Raw genomic sequence first — 20,727 nt, 5'->3', positions numbered from 1 at the left:
CTACATCTGCACATTAGGTTGGTTAGGATGTTTATTAGTAAGAATCCAATACATACCCAAATCGCCTATAATTTTAGAAAAATCACTAAAATTAACAGGTTTTACTATGTAGCTATTCGCTCCCTCGTTATAGCATGCATCTATATCTGGTACCTCATTAGAAGAGGTAAGTATAACTACAGGTATATTCTGAGTTCGCGGATCCTTTTTTATTTTTCTTAATATGTCAATTCCACTCATTTTGGGGAGCTTAAGATCAAGCAAAATTAGTTTAGGATTAAATACTTTCCCTTTATTATAGGAATATTGCCCTTCATTAAACATAAAGTCAAGAGCCTCCTTACCGTCATCAATATGTAGCATATTGTTAGCGAGTTTGCTTTTCTTTAGGTTTCGCATGGTTAATTCGGCTTCATGATGGTTATCTTCAATCAGCAAAAGTTCAACTAGTTCAGTGTCCATCTCTGTTTAACATTTTTTGTCTCAGTGGGTATTGTAAAATAAAAGGTAGTTCCTTTATCAATTTCAGACTCTGCCCATATTTTACCACCGTGCTTCTTTATAATTCTTTCTACAGTAGCCAACCCTACCCCAGTACCTTCAAATTCACTTTCTTTATGCAGCCTTTGAAACACTCCAAATAATTTACCGGAATATTCCATATCAAACCCTACTCCATTATCTTTCACACAGAATGTGATTTCCTCATCACTTCTAAACGAATTAATCTCAATAATAATTTCAATTTTATTCTTAGAATATTTTAAAGAATTTGAAATTAAATTAGAAAATACTTGCTTCATCAATCCTGGATCACCTTTCATGTTTTCCAAATTCCCTAATTTCACATCTATATTCTTATTTTCTGCCACACTTATCTGCTCTGAAAGAACCTCCTCTACGAGGGGGCAGGTATCTATATCCTTAAGTTGAATATCTCTTCTACCCAATTTAGCAAAATTAAGAAGCTCATCTATTAGCACGCCCATTTTTATAGCATTATTGGAGATAATATTCATGAGCCTCTGGCTTTCATTATCCAAATCGTGTAAGTCTTCCTTGAGCATAGAAAGGTAGCCATCAATAATTCTAAGAGGAGCTCGTAAATCATGAGCTACCGTATAAGAAAAAGCCTCTAGCTCTTTATTAGCGCTTTCTAACTGCGCTTCTTTCACTTTGCGATAGGTGGCATTAGAAGATAATAAGGTTACACCCACTATATCTTTATTATGATCATAAATGGCTCTATATCTCAATTCAAACCACATATCTTCTGATTTCAGGTACTTTTCTTCCGTAATAACTTCACCTGCCAGCACTGAACTCATTTTCTCTCTTAAATCTTCATAATGCTCTGGTAGAGAAATAATTTCCGATAGTGGCCTACCTATATCAACCTCCTTATTATATATACCTTTAATAGACTTGGCAAAACTTTTATTATAACTAATACATCTTAAATTCTTATCTACAGAAATAATGGATATATCTCGAAGACTATCAATACTAGATCTTAAGAGTGAATCAGTCCATCGTACTTTAGACTCAGCTATTCTATGAGCTCTGTCCTTTTTATTGATTTTTATAATAGCCAACCAGATAAACATTGTGTTAGATACTATAATAAGCATTGCGGCTAGTGCTATTCCAAGCTCTTCAGAAGTCCTATATTTTAATTGCAACATTTCGGCCAGTAGGCCTGCAAAAAAAGTCAGGCCTACAGAAAGAGGCATAATTATTCGTGCTATTTTACCTCCAGACAAAGACGTGGTGACATCTCTCATTATGCCTATATTGCACGTATTAAAAAGAATAGCTAAGGATGCCGCTGCGAATCCTATAGCGGTATGCACTGCCATAGGAAAATAGGACAGTAAATCATAAAATTCCTTTACACCATAAGCATAGCCGATCAAAGAAAAATTAGCAAAGTAAAAAAGCATAACTGCGAGTATCTGATAATAGAAGCTATTCAGCTTAAAGCTTTTTCCAACCACTATAAAACCGCTAAGCATAAAACAGAAGGCGGTATTAAGCGCCATTCTATTCGAAATTTTTCCCTCTCCCTCTATTAAAAGGCTTTTATTAAAAAGAACCTCATCTACCTGAAAATGAAAGTTGGTCAAATAGAAAACAATGTGTAAAGAAGAAATTAGAATTAAAAGCAAAGAAAGAGTGCGAGTAAGCATTTTTCTTTCCTGCCAAAAAAGGGCGGCCCCATATAATACGAAACAAAATGCCGTGAGTGGATTCATAGCCACAAGCCCAGAAATAGGCCTCTTTATAAACTCCACATCAAACCCCCAACCTATAAGCACTATAAGCCCCAGAGTGATAACAAAATATATAAGATAGATAGACAGTGTTTTTAAAAATGATCTTAGGGCTGTGTCTACCCCAATCTCTTCTTTTCCTTTAGTCATATGATACTTTCTGATAATGTCAAAAAATACTTAATGTCTAGAATTGATTAGTTTCATTAATGAATATAATCAATTAACAACATAATATAAGATTATAAAATGGAGAAATATCATATATGTTTCTTATCAATCAGATTAGAAACATGACGTCTTTGCGCTTACCATGAAAAAACATAAGGATCTGATTTTCAAAACATAACAAAAATAAATATTTCTAAAAGCTGCATTATTTATAATCTAACACCTGATAAAATATTGGCATTTATCTCGAATGATAAGTAGAAGCCTTTTTAAAAGAATATTAACAGGGTAAATAGCGTTAAAGAAGGAGATATATGAGCTTCGATTAAAAATTTGTAAAAAATCAGACAAATCCTTTACATTTGAATCAAACCATACATTATGCATAGATCATTTATTATACTCATTCTACTACTTGCTACACACTATAGCCACGCACAAGAAGACTATCTGGTGACGCTGAAAAGGGATACTATTAAAGGAGAGGCACAAATTCTTCTTCCTTCAGAAAGAAATGATGAGATCATATTTAAAACTGATGAAGATAAAACAAGATACAAAGCCTATCAGCTATTATCGTTTTATCATGAAGGAGAACAGTATGTGCCTGTAAAAATGCCTGAAAAGTACGCTATAATGAAAGTTGTAAAACCTGGCTACCTAAGCTTGCTTAGCTACAGAATTGATAATAACTATGATTTTGGTAATCTTTACTTGCTCAAAAAGACCGGAGAAGGCACTGAAGTCCCTACTTTTCTGTTCAAAAAAATGATGACCGATTTTCTAGCTAATTGTGCCGAGGTGAGTAAAAAAATTGAAAACAAGGAATACAAAAGGTCAGACATCGAAACCATTGTTGATGAATATAATAATTGCATTATCAGGCAAACTGCAGATACCTATTCTAACGAAGAGCCGGTTAAAAAGAATAATGCCCAAGCAACTGATCATCCTGCCCTTGCCATTATTAAAAATATTAAAACTACTCTTGAAAGTTATAGCAAAGAAGAAACTGAAGATATCATAGCTGTGCTCTCAGACCTTAGTGATAAATTAAGTAAAGGTGAAAAAATACCTTCTTATATGGTTGGGGCACTAAAAGAAGAGTCTGAACCTTTTAAACAAATTCAAGCTGATGTAGAATCTTTGATTCAATCTATACAATAGCAAAAGCTCACCGAAAGATTCAAATAATAAAAGGCTGCCATCTCTGGCAGCCTTTTTATTTATCCAATAGCTTTTTTATTCTTCTTCACTGGTTTTAGCTCCTCTTTATTCTCCTCACTATACTCTGTAAGTGATTTATAAAAGCTAAAACACATGACTATAATAATTATAGCAAATGGCAGACCGGTGATAATAGAAGCGGTCTGCAAGGCGGTGAGTCCTCCTCCTACCAAGAGCACAGCAGCCACTAAACCTTCCATAGAAGCCCAAAATATCTTTTGACCCTTGGGAGCATCATGCCTTCCTCCAGAAGTAAGTGTATCTACCACAAACGAACCTGAATCAGACGAGGTAACGAAGAAACTAGCCACCAACAGCACGGTTACTATAGAAGCAAAGGATGTTAAAGGATACTGTTCTAGCAGATAATATACTGCAGTAGATACATCCTCTTTAACAGCCACCGTAACATCATGATTACCTAACAGCTCTTGATAAATGGCGCTACCTCCAAAAATAGACATCCACAAAAATGTGAATAAAGTAGGCACTAATAACACTCCAAAAATAAATTCTTTTATGGTTCTTCCTTTAGAAATTCTGGCAATAAATATACCTACAAATGGAGACCATGAGATCCACCAAGCCCAATAAAACACAGTCCATGTGTTCTGCCAGTTGGTTTCTTGTCCTACTCCCTTATAAGTGTTAGTCCAAAAACTTAGCTCAAAAAATTCATAGATATAATGCCCTATATTTTGAACGAATGATTTAAATAAGAAAAGCGTAGGTCCTACTACCAACATGAATAACATTAGAAAAATGGCCAAACGCATATTCCACTCACTCAGCATCCTGATACCTTTGTCAATTCCTAATATCAGAGATAGTGTAGCAAAAAACGTAATCACAGCAATGAGGATTACCTGTACCATCTCATTATTGTCAATTCCGAAGAGATATTCGAGACCTGCATTTACTTGCTTTACACCCAGCCCAAGAGATGTAGCTAATCCGAACAGAGTAGCTATAACACTAATTATATCAATTACATCACCAATAGGACCATGAATTTTGTCTCCGAATAACGGGTGAAATACAGACCTAATCGTTAGTGGCAGTTTCCGGTTAAATGTAAAAAATGCGAGAGCCAATCCAATTATCGCATACAATGCCCACGCATGTATGCCCCAATGCAAAAAGGTAATACCCATAGCCTCCTTAGCCGCCGCTACCTTATTCTCAGGATTCTTCATGAAAGGATTACTATTGAAGTGGAAAATAGGTTCTGAAACACTCCAAAAGAGCAGACCTATTCCCATACCAGCACTAAAGAGCATTGAAAACCAGCCTAAAGTTGTAAACTCTGGCTTGGCATCAGCACCGCCTATCCTGATATTCTTAAACTTGCCAAAGCCAAGAAAAATCGCAAATATAAGTAAACCATTTACCAATAAAATAAAGAACCATCCCACATGGTCTGCAATGTAATTTTGTGTTTTATTAAACCATGCTTCCATAGGCTTACCTACTATAAGAGTGGTAAGCACTAACCCTAAAATAATTACTAAAGAAGTAATAAAGACGGGCCCATTTGCTTTAATCCCTAAAAATTCCTTCTTATCACTTCTCGTAGTTTTTTCCGCCATATATTCTTAATGTTTGATTAAAAGTAATATCCAATATTTATATTAAATCGTGTTTCCCATTCCGCTTTAGGGTTTCCCTGTGCCAAACCTTCAGTCCACTCAGGGCCAATCCAAGGGTGATTTTTACCAGCAGCTAGGTCTATATATGTATAAACCTGCCCGGCAGTCACCATCACTCCCGATACATTGATATAAGTATCAGAAAAGGCACTAGAAGATTTCTGCATATATCCGAAATCATCATATACTTTTAGCTGAGAAACAGGGCCCCAAGTTACAGGTATAACGTAACCGACACCCAAAGTATAAGTAGTAGCAGATGCTGCTGTTAAATAAGGTGCGCCATAAGCTGTCATAGCTATGATGTCATCCCGCTCCCCTTCTGGGTTTTCAGGAGAATATTCATAGTGAGACACCTGCGCTTTAAGATCAAACCGGCCAGCCAACAGCTCATAATGTCCCGCCAATGCATAATGATTACCCATATCTTCGGTAGTAAGGTTATATAAGCCACCATACTGTACAGATGCCCCTAGCTTATGCTTTACACTGCCTGTAAGTAATTTATAAACAAGCTTACCATTTACCTGATTTACCTCTTTGTTTCTAAACTGTAGAGAGCCATCTCCATTATAATCAATAGAAGCCACATCATAAGAATATCGGCTATCAGAGACATCACTATTAGACCCGAAATTGAGCTCTTCTGCATTTTTAAAAAAGGCAATATCATAATCCCATTTCTCACTTCGATGCTTAAACTTAAGGCCCATATCGTGATCATCTTCCAGACCAACGTAGTAATTTAAACCAAAAAACCAATTATGAGAATCATACTGGGTAATACCGAAGGGAACCTGTGTGAGGCCTAACTGTAGTTCATCCTTCGTATTGAAATCATAAGCTATCCAACCTTGTTTTAGCATGCCCCCACCAAATGCAGAAGAATATAGCCTATATTCGGCATTGAGCTTTACTCCCTTATAACTTGCTTTCGCATTGATTCTAAAGAGGTCATAACCGAAGTCACCACCTCTTTTTTGCTGCCCGTCTTTCCATGAAGATAAATTATAATTAAACCTGAGAGCTCCTCCAACTTGAATTTTTGGTTTTTCTTCCTCGCCTTCTTTTTCCTGCGCCAATAAAGGCATGGTGGCTAATAAGCAAAGCCCTACCACCCCAATTATAAATTTCATTAATACTTAAAAATTTGGTTACATCCTATCCCACATCCAAGCCCCATAGCCAAGTGGCTATTATCAAGTTACCTTTTGCTATAGCAAAAAAAGCAGAAAAAAACACAAAGGGCAAACTTACACCAACTACGCTCCATACCAAAAATTAAGTTAATGGATCAAGTTATATACTAATCTAAAGCTACTTTTTTGAATGTGTCAGATATATAACCTTATATTTAAGTGAATAGTTTAATAAAATTATTGAAGCAAACTGATAAGCTCTTCCTTCGTAAGGTTATTTAGAAGGCTATTTTCATCATTGATAATTCCTTCGAGCAACTCCTTTTTGGAAGACTGCAGCTTAATGATTTTCTCTTCAACAGTACCAGGGCATATTAATCTTACGGCCGTAACTTTCTTATCCTGACCTATTCTGTAAGAACGATCAATAGCCTGATTTTCTACAGCAGGATTCCACCAGGGATCTACCATATACACGTAACTAGCCTCTGTAAGGTTAAGCCCAACCCCTCCAGCCTTCAGGCTGATGAGAAAGACCCTTATATTATCCTCTTTCTGGAAGCGCGTTACTATTTCTTCTCTATTTTTCGTAGAACCTGTAAGCATAGCATAGCCCACCCCTTTCGCCTCTAGCTCCTCTCGTATAAGATCAAGCATACCCACAAACTGAGAGAAAACCAACATTTTATGATAAGGAGCATGATTATCCACCTGCTCCATAAGCACTTCTATCTTAGCAGAAGTTTCCTTAAGCTCTGCAGGAGTAGTTTCTAGCAGTTTAGGAGAATTGCAAATCTGACGTAACCGAGTAAGCCCTTTGAGTACATACATGGATGTTTTTCGAATATCATCGGTTCCTTTATCTTCCATGTACTCTCTTAGCTCCTTTTCACTAGCTTCATAAATGCGCTTTTGTTCGGGTTTCATTTCACAATAGATCACCAGCTCCTCTTTTTCCGGCAACTCCTTAGCTACTTGATCTTTAGTTCTTCTTAGCAAAAAGGGACTTATTTTATCCTGTAGCTCCTTGGCCCTCTTCTTACTCTTAAATTGATCAATAGGCGCTGAATATCGCTCTTTAAAAAACTGTTTGCTCCCCATGAGACCCGGGCAGGCAAACGAAAACTGACTATAAAGATCAAAGGTATTATTTTCGAAGGGGGTACCCGTTATTACAATCTTATTCCGAGATTTTAACAACCTCGCTGCCTTATAGCGCTGAGAACTAGGATTTTTTATTTGCTGTGATTCATCCAGAAATATATAATCAAACATAAAATTCTTTAGAAAAACGATATCAGCTAGTAGTGTACCATAGCTGGTAAGTATTATATCATACCTCCCAAAGAGAGTAGTATCTCTTTGTCTATCAACTCCTTTCATTTCTAACACCTCCAAATCAGACGTAAATTTATCTATCTCAGACCTCCAATTAAATCTGAGCGTAGTAGGCACTACCAGCAAATGAGGCTTCTTTCCTTGCTTCTCCTTTAAAGCCAGGATAAAAGCGATAATCTGTACAGATTTACCTAAGCCCATATCGTCGGCCAGGCAACCGCCAAAGTTAAAGTCATCAAGAAAATTGAGCCAATTCAGACCTTCCTTCTGATACGAGCGAAGCTCTGCTCGCAGCCCAGCAGGTACATTAACATGACTTATAGCTTTAAAATTGTCGAGCTTTTCATGGTAAATGGCCAACTCATGTCTTACGGGTTCATCTAACATCTGAGCCTCAAACAGACTTTCTATGGCTGAGAAATTGACTTTAGGAAAGGTAATCATATCCTGTTCGTCAATTTCCCCTGCATTAAAGTAGGCTTCAAACTTCTTCATCCACTCTTGTGGAAGCACGCCAAAAGTGCCATCATCTAGCTGCACATATTTCGTCTTGTTACGTACAGCTGCTTTCACCTTTTTCATAGAGGCTTTTTGCTTGCCATAGCGCATGTCTACATCTGCATTAAACCAATTGATACCGCTCACCACTTTAATATCAATACTCACAGGATTGGGGTTCAGACGATTACCCTCTATTTCATCAAATCCTAAAATAGTGATATTATCTTCGGCCCATTCCCTACATGTTTTAAGGAACCACTCTTCTTCTAAAAAGCGGCTTTTATGTAAGTAGAAATAAGAGAGATCATTTTCCTCTAACTGCTCTTCAAAGAAAGTATGCTGCCTGAGCATTAAAGCCAGAAAATGTGATTCTTTACTGACATCTCTTTTCACCAAAAACTCATTACCTTCACTATCGTAGGCATAAATCTGCTTGCGGCTCCTAACCTCCACCTCTACGTCACTATATCTCATCACAGGGATGAGCATTACGAAATTATCAAAATCAGAAAGATAGATAATTTTCTCCTCTGTGTCATTGAAGCCTTCTAATTCAAGCTGCTCTTCAGTAGCCTCTTCTATGAATCGATACACCACTTCTACCTGCTTTTCAACCTCCTCTAAAAACTGTGTTCTAAACTCTTTAAAAGCGGATGAATGGACAATAAGCTTACCCCCTTTCTGATTGAGCAAGTCTAGCAATTGGATAAGCTGCAAGCTTGGAAGTAAATGAAGTTGCTCGTCTATTTCCAGAAAACAATTATACTTCAGCCTCACCTCACTAAGCCTAAAGCTTTTTTCTTTAAGAATAATTTCTGATTCGATCTCAAAGTACCGGTCTAGTTTAGAAACCAAAAGTTTCACCTTTCCTGCAAAGGCTGCCACTGGTACCTGAGATATAGAACTGGCACTCATCTTATTTGAAGCCCTAGTATTATGCTCATAAAATTCATATTGCAATGGATTTTTGACAATATAAGAAAGCACTGCTAAATCTTCTACGGTAAGCGACTCACCTTTAAAATCCTGAAACTTACTTACCCCTAACAGAAATTTAATTTCCTTTCCATCGTGCAGATCCCAGACATGGTCCTGAGGATTTACCTGTACCAATGGATTTTTGACTTTACCTTTTTGGGTACGATCAGCACGATAAATTGAAATAAGCAAATGGTTGTAATATTGGTGCTTTCTTAGCACCAGTATGTTATTGCTGTGATCAATACAGCTTGGCAATAACTTCTCTTCATTGATTTTTATCCGATTTTTCAGACTTTTAAGACTATCCGCTGTCACAGAAATTAGCCCGGGGTGGGCTGCTGTAATGATCAGCCGGCCATGCTCTAATTCAATATCGAAGTACTCATCCAGGTCCGATTCATTTTCAAGACCATATTCAAAGGCCTTTTTTTGCAATGTCTTACGCCTGATTTCCTTATCAAAAAATATCAGAAAATTATCCGAATTTACCATCAGGTCAAGCACCTCCGCCTGATGTTCACATAAAAGCATATCTTCTCCCGAACAATTGCACAGAACTACCAGCTGCTTTTCTGTTTGTGATAACACCACTTGAAAGTTTGCGTTTGATGAGCTAACAGTAAACACTCCCTGATTTACCTGCATTAGCTCCACTGCCCCCCTCAAATCTTCTCCTTGAAAAGGATGGTCATTAAGTAATTGAGCTATTTGATTCTGAGGAAGAGTATTGTCTTTTTCAGTATGAAAAATATAGTGATGCTGCTGTGGCAAATCACTTTTTTTGCGACCTGAGTCAGTCATAAAACCAATTATTGCTTTTGCTCAGAAGTAGATTCTATCACCACGGCCTCTGTAGTAAAAGAAAGACCTTGCTGCGAGGCCGTACCAATCATAACTGCTTGAGCAAAAAACTTATCTGATGCTTTGGCACTTCCCCACCTAACAATAAAATTAGCTCCGGCTCCTCCTGCAGCATCATTATGAGCCACTACTATTTCCACGGTTTGTAAAGGAGTAAGCACAATTGGCTTTTCTATATAATGCTTCACCAAATCGCCTTCAGAGTCATAATAATCGATAGCTGTTACATATACACTATCCTGCATGTTTATATTTCTTAGGCTAAGGGTAGCTGCCAGAGCAAATCTTCGCGTTCCATCTAAATGATATATATCAGAATACACGGGCACATACAGAGTTTCCTGATAAGCAAGTTGAGATACATCTAAATCTACATAGTGATAGTTTTCGCTAGGATGCGTTTTCTTTTTTACTTCAGCCTCTTTTCTCTGCTCTGCCTCAGGTGATTGGCATGCTATACATATGCCAATCATCAAAAGCACACTCCAATATTTCATATAGATTCCCTTTATCATGATTACACACCTAAAGCTACAAAAAGTTTGAATTAATTTTCGAAGTGCACTCAAAGTCTCACTCAACAATAATGACAACTCAAAAAAACTGACAAAACAATTTTCAGATAATCATGAAAAAGATTTTACAAAAGAGACTTTTTTTTAATCGATAATCAGAAAAAAGTAACTGTACTTCATGAAAAACAAAGCTGAACAAAGCCTAATAAAAAGTATTATATTCTCTAATATTAAACTTTAGCCAAATAATAATTTAACACAAATAATATAAGTTACATATTATTTTGCGACGAAGGATTAATAATATAAACCTAAAACAGCCTCACACTCATAAAAAAAGGCAATTCATAAATAATAAAAAGACAATTGTTTTATTATTTAATACAATGAAATCAAATAATAACAATAAATGATAATAGACTTTTAATTAATTATTCCCATACATAAATTGCCGTCGTTCAATTTTAACTAAACCCAAGCATTATTATGAAAAATCTATTCAAGAGAGGAACTCTCTTACTTGGCGCAGCCATGTTTTCTTCGGCAATCATTATTTCTTGTAACGATGAAGAACAATCACTTAATCAACCTACCCAAAAACCAGAAACTAAAGAAGCAGTAGAAACCACTGTAGATGGGCACGGAGACATTATCCCTGGAAGCTACATAGTTACCCTAAAACAGGATGCTGCTGGTACTAACATGAGAACCATGAAGGGGTATGCTACCAGACAGGCCGTAGCCAAACCTGTAATGAGTGACATGATCACCCGCGCTGGTTTGCAATCAGATCAATTGAAAAATGTTTACTCTGCAGAAGGAATGTTGGGTTTTTCCGTTGATAACGTAAACAATGATGATCTAGAGAAACTAAAGAGCATGCCAAATGTAGAATCTGTTACTCCAAATAGAGTAATCGCTCTTATCCCATGGTACTGCGCATTATTCCCATGGTTGCCAGACTGCGATGAAGATCCTGAACCAAATCCAGATCAAACCACTCCATGGGGCATCACTCGTGTTGGCGGTGCTACTGACTTCAGCAATTCATCTAAAAAGGCCTTTATCATTGATACTGGTATAGACCTGGATCACCCTGATTTAAATGTAAACACTTCTTTAAGCAGAAGCTTTGTTACTGGCAGCCCTGATGATGGAAACGGACATGGTACACACGTGGCCGGTACTATTGGTGCTATCGATAACGGCATAGGCGTAGTAGGTGTGGCAGCTGGCGTACAGGTAGTTGCAGTACAAGTACTTAACGCATCTGGTTCTGGCTCTTACGCAGGAGTTATATCAGGCATTGACTACGTAGCTCAAACCGGTAATACTGGTGATGTAGCTAACTTAAGCTTAGGAGGACCTGCTGACAATTCTATTGACAACGCCATTAAAGCACTTGGCAATGCAGGTGTGTATGTTTCTTTAGCCGCAGGTAATGAATCTCAAAATGCGAATAACACATCTCCTGCAAGAGTTAATGGATCTAGAATATTTACCGTTTCTTCTATGACAAGCAGCGACGCCCTTTCATATTTCTCTAATTATGGAAACCCTCCTGTTGACTTTGCTGCTCCTGGTTCTGACATAGCATCTACATGGAAAAATGGAGGTTACAATACTATCAGTGGAACTTCTATGGCTGCTCCTCATGTAGCGGGGCTCTTGTTAGTTACCAATGGTAATATACAAAGTGATGGATATGTCTCTGGAGATCGTGATAGCAATCCAGATCCTATAGCTCACAAATAAATTTCATAATTCAAGTATTACTAAAGCCTCTGGAGTTATTCAGAGGCTTTTTTTCTTCATTTCAATTGAAAATTAATCTAAACATTGTCATGAAAAATCTTACCCTAAAATACCCACACCTCATTAGTATAGCCATACTTTTCTCCTGCCTTATTGCCTGTGATGAAGAAGACCATACGATTAAAAAAACTGAAGTGAGAGAAGCTGCTGAAATCACCTTAGAAAAGCATGGAGACATCATTTCGGGGAGCTATATAGTTACCTTAAAACAAGGGTCAGCACAAAGCAACATGAGAACTATGAAAGGATACGCCAACAGACAGGCAGTAGCTAAACCTCTCATGCACGAAATGATTAAACGCGCTGGCTTGCAGCTCAATCAATTGGAAAATGTTTACTCCGCAGCAGGAATGATGGGTTTTTCTATCAACAATGTAGCTAGCAGTAACCTTGCAAGACTAAAGCGTATGCCTGAGGTAGAATCTATCACTCCTAACAGAGTAATTGCACTTTTACCCTCCTATTGTGACCTTTACCCATGGATGGATGCTTGCAGCTCAGAGGCTCACGCTAACTCAGGTCAGACCATTCCTTGGGGCGTTACCTGGGTAGGCGGCCCTACAGATATGAGCAACTCAAGTAAAAAGGCTTTTGTTATCGATACTGGTATTGACCTTGATCACCCTGACCTCAACTTAAACACTTCTTTAAGTGTAAGCTTTGTAGGTAGCAATGGTAATGATGGCAATGGACATGGAACACACCTGGCGGGCACCATTGGCGCTATTGATAACAACATAGGTGTAGTAGGTGTGGCTGCTGGAATCCAACTAGTAGCCGTTCAAGTACTTAATAATCAAGGATCAGGATCTTATGCTGGCGTTATTGCTGGCATTGATTATGTAGCACAAACAGGTGAACCGGGAGATGTGGTCAACTTAAGTCTGGGAGGCCCAGCCAATAATTCTATTGACAATGCCGTTATAGCTCTAGGCGCATCAGGCATATATATTTCCATAGCTGCTGGCAATGCTGCACAGAATGCTAATAATGTATCCCCAGCCAGAGTTAATGGTGCCAACATATTTACTGTTTCAAACATGAATAATAAGGGCTGGCTGGCCAACACCTCTAACTATGGCAACCCTCCTATTGACTATGCCGCTCCTGGAACAAATATTTTATCAACATGGCTCAACGGTGGTTATAATACCCTCAGCGGCTCATCCATGGCTGCTGCTCACGTATCCGGCCTTCTATTAGTAACTAATGGCAATATCCAAATCAATGGCTATGCTAATGGAGACCCTGACGGCACCCCTGACCCAATAGCTCACCAATAAACTTCATTATCAAAAAAGCCTCTGAACAATTTCAGAGGCTTTTTCATATGTTTAAAATGACTTGTAAAAATCTGAGGATAACCTTGATCTATTTAGACAAATCAGAATCTTCGCTTTAAACAGTAACATTATTCACTCAACTAAGTATTCATATGCCACTCTAAAAGCAACATGAAGAACGGTTATTATGAATCCGCCTTTATAATTAAACCTTCTTCTACTTCCTTTTTATGGTGATTTTCTTGCCACTGTAACTTATTACGTTATCATATTTTTCAGATAAGCTAAGCCCAGTCCCAGCTTTTTCACTCACAAAAACGATGTTAAACTTACGAGACTTAATCATACCAGGAAAAACACCCTTACAATCGCCTATAGTCAGCGTTTTGCGCTTATCATCCCATCGAAAAGAAATGGTCGAATACTGTCCTTTTTCATAATTATAGTTATCAAATTCATCTTCATATAGCGTAAATTCTCCATCGGCGCCTTCATAAATACGAATTTCAAGGTTGTCCCATTTTTTCTCTGTAGCATACTGAACATCAGGCCCCCAAGGTAAAATTGAACCCGCTCGCACAAATAAAGGAATTATATCCAGCGGAACATTCTTTTGCACCGTTTGTCCGCCATTATGCTTTACCCCTGTCCAAAAGTCAACCCAATCAGCTCCTTTGGGTAAATAAACCTCTTTGGTTTTAACCTCACTAAAATCTTCTACCATTACCGAATCCTCGCCCTGAGCTTTCTTCTTTGTATACATAGACTCAGTTATAGGATTCACTAACAAAGAACTGCCCAGCATAAATTCATCATTAATATCTAGCGCTTTCTCATCATGAGCAAAGTCCATCACAAGGGCTCTCATCATGCTTGATTGATGTGCAGTAACCTCCCATGACGTTGAATAAATATATGGCAATAAATGATATCTCAACTTGATGTATTTCTCAATAGCATCATAAGTAGGATTTCCTTTTTCACCAAACTGATAGATTTCACGAGGATAACCTTCTCCGTGAGAGCGCATCATTGGGCAAAATGCACCAAATTGCATCCAACGAACATGAAGTTCGCGGTAATCAGGGTTTTGAAGTGGGTTATTAAATTTCCATAAAAAGAAGCCTCCTACATCACTATTCCATTGTGGTATACCTGATAAAGACACGTTCAATCCGGCAGATATTTGATTTCGCAACGCTTTCCACGAAGCTACTACATCTCCAGACCATAAGTTAGCACCATAACGCTGCTGACCAGCAAAGGCCGAACGGGTAAGAATGAAAACTCGCTTGTCTTTAGTTTGAGATAGCTGATGCTCGGCCACACCACCTACCGTCATTAAGGGAAAAGCATTACGCACTTTTCTAAATGAACCTAAATATGTTTTGGTATCATAATCAGAGGGCTTCGCATTCAAATGGTCGGGTTCCGATGAATCAATCCACCAGCCATCCATGCCTAGTGAGAAGATGCCTTTGTCCAAATATTTCCAGTAAATATCACGAGCGGCAGGGTTATAGGCATCATATACTTTTACTCCTGAAGGATAATCCATGCGTGGCGGCCAACCTTCTATACCAGATTGTGGCCAGGTTTCAAAATTAAATAATGCTTGCATACTGTCTAGCTCATTATATTGTTTTGTCTTCGGCCCAAATGAATTCCAGATAGAAATAATCATGTGTGCATTCAATTCATGAACATCATTTACCATTTTTTGAGGATCATAAAATCTAATATTTAGAAAATCCATAGCATTCCACAGATAATTACTGCCCCAGTATTGCCAATCTTGTATAATACCATCAAGAGGTATACCTAATTCTCTATATTTTTTAACAACGCCAACCAGCTCATCCTGACTTTTATATCGCTCTCGGCTTTGCCAAAATCCATAAGTCCATAAAGGAAACATAGGAGCTTGACCGGTAAGGTTTCTCATACCTGCAATTACGCCATCAGCATTACCGCCATAGATAAAATAATAATCGATCCCGTCTCCTACATCTGATTTGAAGCATGTACTATCTTGGGTATCTTTAAAGGTAGTTGGAGAGTAATTATCCCAAAATATGCCATAACCTTTGTTAGATTGAAAAAAAGGAATGTAATCATCAGTATTACCTTGTATCATTCTTAATTCAGCACCACGTTTTGACATAAGCCCTTCTTGCTGTTGCCCAAGGCCATAAATAGCTTCACTTTTATTGAGAACAAATGATTGAGAAACGGTATATGTTTTAGTTCCCGCATCATCAAAATCAACCAATGAAACACCTTGTTCCTTTTCACTTAAAATCGGTGTACCTTGCCTAATAAAGGATATGCGACCACTTTTAAGATCTAGCATTACCTGCAATGCTTTAGTATCAAGAAGCAAGCCTTTATCCACCTCTTTAATACTAAATTTAGTATTATCAGGAGTTTGAGTTACCGAAAGGCTTTGTTTATCAAAGCTATCTCCACGAGGATATTTTATGACTCTGATAGTTGTGGGACTATAAACTTGTATTTCTACATCAATAGAATGTATTGAAGTCTTAATGCCATAATCAGTTCTATCGTATTTTTGTGCTATTGCAATAAAACTAAAAAATAGCAGCGTTAAGGTTAAATTAAATTGTAATATTTTCATATTCAATATTTTTCTAAAGATAATATTTATTACTCTATCACTCAAATTTATCATACCCTCAGTTGTTATAAATTATAAAACATTGAATACTAAAAACTTACAGAAAACTCATTTTAACATGATAGTCACACGGAAGTGAATCGAGTTAATTTTTCATTGCCTTTAAAATACTTTTTGAGAAGAAATGCACCCCTTTCTATAGCATTCAGAACCCGAAATAATACAGAACAAAATGCCACTAAGCATCATAAAAAAGGCCATTCAAGAATGATTTGAATGGCCTTCTATATTAAGCTACGCTCTTCTCTTAGTACAGAATTTGAACTGCTTTTCGGTCACCATCAGTAAGTCTAAAATTACGATCAACCCAGCTATACATAATAGAATTATCATCCATATAAGGAGTTCCTTCTATGTAGATGCCAGTGTCATCTGATGGATGTGCTAGTCCAATGGTATGTCCTAACTCATGCCCCATAGTATTCTTTTTATAAGAGGCAGAATAATTATTAAACTTAGGATTAATCTTAACCCAATTTCCTGCATAACCATTGTAAGGATAAAAAGCGTAAGCTACTGTATTCTCATCAAAAGTTGAAGTAGGCTCTACACTTACCAATACATCATAGTCGTTACTACTGCTCACCTCTCTGAAAGAAATAAAACAATCTTCCACGTTGGTCCACTCCTTCATAGCGCTAACTGTTGCCTTGCGCCATCCTGCAGGCACATTAGGATGTATATAAACCCTAATATCTCTACCTTGCCTGCTATTCACTAAATATTGAGTCCTTTTTTGAGCCTCCTTAGCCACTTTTGATGGATTTTTACCCCCTTCCAAGTATGCATCTATATGGGTAAGAGGCATAACCACATCTCCACCAATTATAAACGCCTGAGCTGCTTCATTGTAAGCAAATTCACTTTCTTTAAGGCCAGTCTCTTTTAAATAAGAGTAATATTTTTCCAACTTATCTGATGGTAGCTTGTCATCGATGTTGGGTTTAACTTCCCCTTCTTCCGCACAAGAGTAGAGTCCGAAAAATAAGATAAGGGATAGATACTTGTAGGCATTAAAATACCTTTTGATTGTAACAATCATTTGTAACTGAGTTTAGGTGAAAAAATTAATCTAAAGCGACAAAGCTAATTAAATCAGCCAGAATAATTAAGGCCATAATTACCAACAAAACCTAATTGATTGATTCTAAGAGCGATTAATTTAGGATTTTTTTTAACCTACAGTAAACCAATAGCTTGCACCAAACACCTATTTTTCACCTTACACACTGCAGATTAAATAGCTCCAAAACAAGCATTCTCTCCGTTATAGAAATTACACACCTCTTTCACTGTAAAGCACCAGGATTCTATCCAACCAGATCGCAATGGGATTACGATTATACCTTCTGGGCATTTGCAATTCCTCTAATAAACTGGCATTACGAATGTCAATGAAAATTTATGGGGTAATGGAATTGCGTGCTAGCTAAAGCGCATAGATACAATGGAGACTATACTCGCACATTTATTTTAGCATTCAGGGGTCAACTTTATGACTATTTCCCCACATACTTTGCAGGTATTTCAGCTTTATCAGATTCTATTGTCCATAAAAGGCTAACTATCCACCAACGTCCACCATAATAGGTCAATTGATAGCTATTTATTCCTTTTTCCTCAGATCCTTCAGAGTCTTTACCATAAAAACTCTGGAATACTTGTGCTATTCCATTGTATTCATCTACAACCTTATGAATTTCCTTTTCAAGGTATCCTTGTTCATAGTAAGGGTCTTTCAAGAGGCTAAGAAAGTCATCAAGTGGAACGGTTTCAGCATTTGAAGCATCTGCAACTGTAAGTATGGCAGACGGGTGAAATAAATTTCTAATTGCTGCAGTATCCATCTTCTCCCCTTTTTCTATGGTTATCTGATCAAGTAGTTCACCAATAATGCCATTTATAGATTCAACAGGGGCTAAAGTCTTTTCCTGAGCTAGAGAATTTAGTGAAGTAGATAGAATAAGTACTATGTAGAGAAATAATTTCATAATAAGACTTATTAAAATTTTATTATAAAACACGTAAAAAAACAATATTATTATATTTTAATTAATAAAATTAAATATATAATTTTAAAATCCATATAAATCACAATTGCATTGCGATTTTATCTCCAGGCATTTACAATGCCTGCTATCAAACTAGCATTGCAAATGCTTATGAAAATTTATGTCGGAATGGATTTGCGGGATAGCTAAAGACAGATTAGCTAATACTTACTTATCACCGTAATGTATAATTTTAATCCAGCCTCTTCCATTCATAAAAAACCCAATGCCCCATTCGTTCAAACACCTTGAACAATTGCCCACACTTATTACAATTTACCAGATAGTAATCAATCCATTTATCCTCAATTTTGACGGTTTTGAGAACAGCTATATTGTTGTATTCTTTTTCAGGGTTTAGATCAAGCCCGATAGTCGGAAATAACGAGCAGGAACAGCCGTTATTCTTACTGTAATGTTCGATAACCTTAATTGCATACTCACCAAATCTTGAATTTGGTGCAAATCCGCCACCCAGCTTTAAACCTTGGGCTTTAGAAGCTATTACAGGTAAATATGGAATAAGGGGTTTTATTATCCTTTCATTTTGAGAATTGGTTATTACAAACCAACCACCTCTTCTGACTCCTTCGGCTTCCTGAGATGTTAGATCTGCTATTATCTGTGAGGTCTCCATAATTAAAATCACTGCTTCCCGTAGCAATGAGATTTGAATTAACTGTTTATAAAATTAGCTTAGACGGCATTAGAAAACTAAAAGTTCAGAAAATTCTCTGATAAATCACTTCGGCAGCTGTTTGTCCGTGAGCAGCCCAATGCATTTTATTTTGCACGGTTTTAAAAAAGGTCTGTGAAAGGTCTGCCTTAGGATCATAGTCTATACTTGTGGAGTAGATGTCTAGCACTTTTCGCCAAAAGACTTTTTCTGACGAACGGATATCTCTTATGCGAGCTAGTAATTCATCAAAATAATTACCTCCACCCGCTTCTTTGAGCAGTTCATCGTTCATGGTAAAGCCTTTCACAATGTACTCTCGCAAACGAGCCGTTGCCCATTGTCTGAACTTGGTACCTTGAAGACTTTTTACACGATATCCAACTGAAATAATGACGTCTAAATTGTAATGCTTGACTGACTTTTCTTGCGTCTTTCCCTCAATAGCTCCATGTTGAGTGGTATGTCGGAACTCCCGACACACCAGTGCTTCTTCCAATTCTCCTTCTTTAAAAATGTTATTGATGTGTTCAGTGATAGTACTGCGTCCCTTTTGAAAAAGCTCAGCCATTTGTGCCTGAGTCAGCCAAAAGGTTTCATTTTCTAACCGGGTTTCAATTTTAGTGAGCCCATCGTCTGATTGATATATGATAATTTCAGATTGCATTCTCTTCTATTCGTTTTCTAAACTCGGATTAGTGTAAAAATTGGAAATTTCGATTTTATCCTCCGGGCATTTACATTGCTTCTGGGTAAACTGGCATTACAAATGCTAATGGTAATTTTTATTCAGATTACATTTCGTATCTAAGCAATAGTATTTCTTTCTTTTCCGAATAAGGGTTAACCGCCACTGTAAATTCATTAGCCTGAATATCTCGCATAATTACTCCTACTATAAATAAAATGTCATCACCCTTGTCGTTTAGAGGCCTAAAACTATAGCCAAAGATCCTGAATCCCTCATCGGTTACATTACCGAACTGTGAATCATATTTCTTTAAATTTTCAATAAGTTCATTTTTATCATATGAAACCAGAGATGAGTCATTAAGCATAGGCCTTAAATCATCAAATTTCTTTTGCCTGATAATATTTACAATACTGTCTACAAATACCATTTTTTGATCTACTATCTCAAGCTCCCATGTACTAATCTCAAACTTATTTTCCGTGTTTTCAGGCAATACTATTATAGGGTTGATGTGAGTATATTCCTGGCGCTCTTCCTTATTGAGGTTTCGATAAAAACGATAGGCTACATTGTTAGCCACAAAGCCAAGATTGTCCGCATACTTTGCTAAACCTTCACTTTTAGAAATCTTAAGCTCAAAGTATTTGGTATCACTCTTCCTTGCATTAAAGCTACTTCCTATGGAATACTCACAATATCCACCGTAGAACCCAACTACATCATTTACACCAGCATTTTCTGTATCCGATATATTGAAAAAGTAGGAAAGAAGTCCTGTTTTTTGCTCACCTTCTCTTGGAGAACAACTTAGAGTAAGTATGAAAACGATTATTAATAATTTATTCATTATAAATC

General features: G+C 37.1%; 15 protein-coding genes. 3 read left to right on the top strand and 12 right to left on the bottom strand.

All coding sequences use genetic code 11. The features are described 5' to 3' along the window. On the bottom strand, window positions 1–462 hold the full coding sequence (locus JL102_RS15000) for a response regulator (protein WP_202245245.1): 462 nt from the start codon (window positions 460–462) through the stop codon (window positions 1–3). Beyond that, on the bottom strand, window positions 447–2,423 hold the full coding sequence (locus JL102_RS14995; protein WP_202245244.1) for a sensor histidine kinase: 1,977 nt from the start codon (window positions 2,421–2,423) through the stop codon (window positions 447–449). The genes JL102_RS15000 and JL102_RS14995 overlap by 16 nt, the downstream gene beginning before the upstream one ends. Before the next feature lie 402 nt (window positions 2,424–2,825). On the opposite strand from JL102_RS14995, the gene JL102_RS14990 reads away from it, so the two are divergent. Further along, window positions 2,826–3,611 (top strand): hypothetical protein, encoded by a 786-nt coding sequence (locus JL102_RS14990; RefSeq protein ID WP_202245243.1) that lies wholly within the window; start codon window positions 2,826–2,828, stop codon window positions 3,609–3,611. A gap of 59 nt (window positions 3,612–3,670) precedes the next feature. Here JL102_RS14990 and JL102_RS14985 read toward each other — a convergent pair whose 3' ends face one another. The 4 genes from JL102_RS14985 to JL102_RS14970 all read right to left on the bottom strand — a co-directional run bounded on the left by JL102_RS14985 (window position 3,671) and on the right by JL102_RS14970 (window position 10,637). Then, window positions 3,671–5,260 carry a BCCT family transporter gene (locus JL102_RS14985; RefSeq protein WP_202245242.1) on the bottom strand — a complete coding sequence of 530 codons (1,590 nt, stop codon included), beginning with the start codon at window positions 5,258–5,260 and terminating at the stop codon, window positions 3,671–3,673. Between the two features lie 17 nt (window positions 5,261–5,277). After that, on the bottom strand, window positions 5,278–6,456 hold the full coding sequence (locus JL102_RS14980; protein ID WP_237390608.1) for a hypothetical protein: 1,179 nt from the start codon (window positions 6,454–6,456) through the stop codon (window positions 5,278–5,280). Between the two features lie 240 nt (window positions 6,457–6,696). Continuing rightward, on the bottom strand, window positions 6,697–10,080 hold the full coding sequence (locus tag JL102_RS14975; RefSeq protein WP_202245241.1) for a DEAD/DEAH box helicase: 3,384 nt from the start codon (window positions 10,078–10,080) through the stop codon (window positions 6,697–6,699). A gap of 8 nt (window positions 10,081–10,088) precedes the next feature. Next, window positions 10,089–10,637 carry a DUF3124 domain-containing protein gene (locus tag JL102_RS14970; RefSeq protein WP_202245240.1) on the bottom strand — a complete coding sequence of 183 codons (549 nt, stop codon included), beginning with the start codon at window positions 10,635–10,637 and terminating at the stop codon, window positions 10,089–10,091. A gap of 504 nt (window positions 10,638–11,141) precedes the next feature. Between JL102_RS14970 and JL102_RS14965 the strand changes: the two genes are divergently transcribed. After that, window positions 11,142–12,410, top strand: coding sequence for a S8 family serine peptidase (locus JL102_RS14965; protein WP_237390607.1), 1,269 nt, complete (start codon window positions 11,142–11,144; stop codon window positions 12,408–12,410). Window positions 12,411–12,499: 89 nt separating this feature from the next. Beyond that, complete coding sequence (locus JL102_RS14960; protein WP_202245239.1) at window positions 12,500–13,753, top strand: S8 family serine peptidase; 1,254 nt, start codon at window positions 12,500–12,502, stop codon at window positions 13,751–13,753. Between the two features lie 217 nt (window positions 13,754–13,970). Here the strand turns inward: JL102_RS14960 and JL102_RS14955 are convergent, their stop codons facing one another. The 6 genes from JL102_RS14955 to JL102_RS14930 all read right to left on the bottom strand — a co-directional run bounded on the left by JL102_RS14955 (window position 13,971) and on the right by JL102_RS14930 (window position 20,719). Continuing rightward, complete coding sequence (locus JL102_RS14955) at window positions 13,971–16,391, bottom strand: glycoside hydrolase family 31 protein (protein ID WP_202245238.1); 2,421 nt, start codon at window positions 16,389–16,391, stop codon at window positions 13,971–13,973. Between the two features lie 307 nt (window positions 16,392–16,698). Then, complete coding sequence (locus JL102_RS14950) at window positions 16,699–17,493, bottom strand: M57 family metalloprotease (RefSeq protein ID WP_202245237.1); 795 nt, start codon at window positions 17,491–17,493, stop codon at window positions 16,699–16,701. Window positions 17,494–17,950: 457 nt separating this feature from the next. After that, window positions 17,951–18,442 (bottom strand): hypothetical protein, encoded by a 492-nt coding sequence (locus tag JL102_RS14945; protein ID WP_237390606.1) that lies wholly within the window; start codon window positions 18,440–18,442, stop codon window positions 17,951–17,953. Between the two features lie 253 nt (window positions 18,443–18,695). Continuing rightward, window positions 18,696–19,139, bottom strand: coding sequence for a hypothetical protein (locus tag JL102_RS14940; protein WP_202245236.1), 444 nt, complete (start codon window positions 19,137–19,139; stop codon window positions 18,696–18,698). Window positions 19,140–19,224: 85 nt separating this feature from the next. After that, window positions 19,225–19,845, bottom strand: coding sequence for a RhuM family protein (gene rhuM, locus JL102_RS14935; protein ID WP_202245235.1), 621 nt, complete (start codon window positions 19,843–19,845; stop codon window positions 19,225–19,227). 127 nt (window positions 19,846–19,972) lie between these two features. After that, on the bottom strand, window positions 19,973–20,719 hold the full coding sequence (locus tag JL102_RS14930; RefSeq protein WP_202245234.1) for a hypothetical protein: 747 nt from the start codon (window positions 20,717–20,719) through the stop codon (window positions 19,973–19,975). Between the last annotated feature and the right edge of the window lie 8 nt (window positions 20,720–20,727).

This window comes from Fulvivirga sediminis, assembly GCF_016757215.1.
GTDB classification, from domain to species: domain Bacteria; phylum Bacteroidota; class Bacteroidia; order Cytophagales; family Cyclobacteriaceae; genus Fulvivirga; species Fulvivirga sediminis.
The sequence above is the reverse complement of the archived record's forward strand: the minus strand, read 5'-3'. Positions and strand labels throughout refer to the sequence as shown.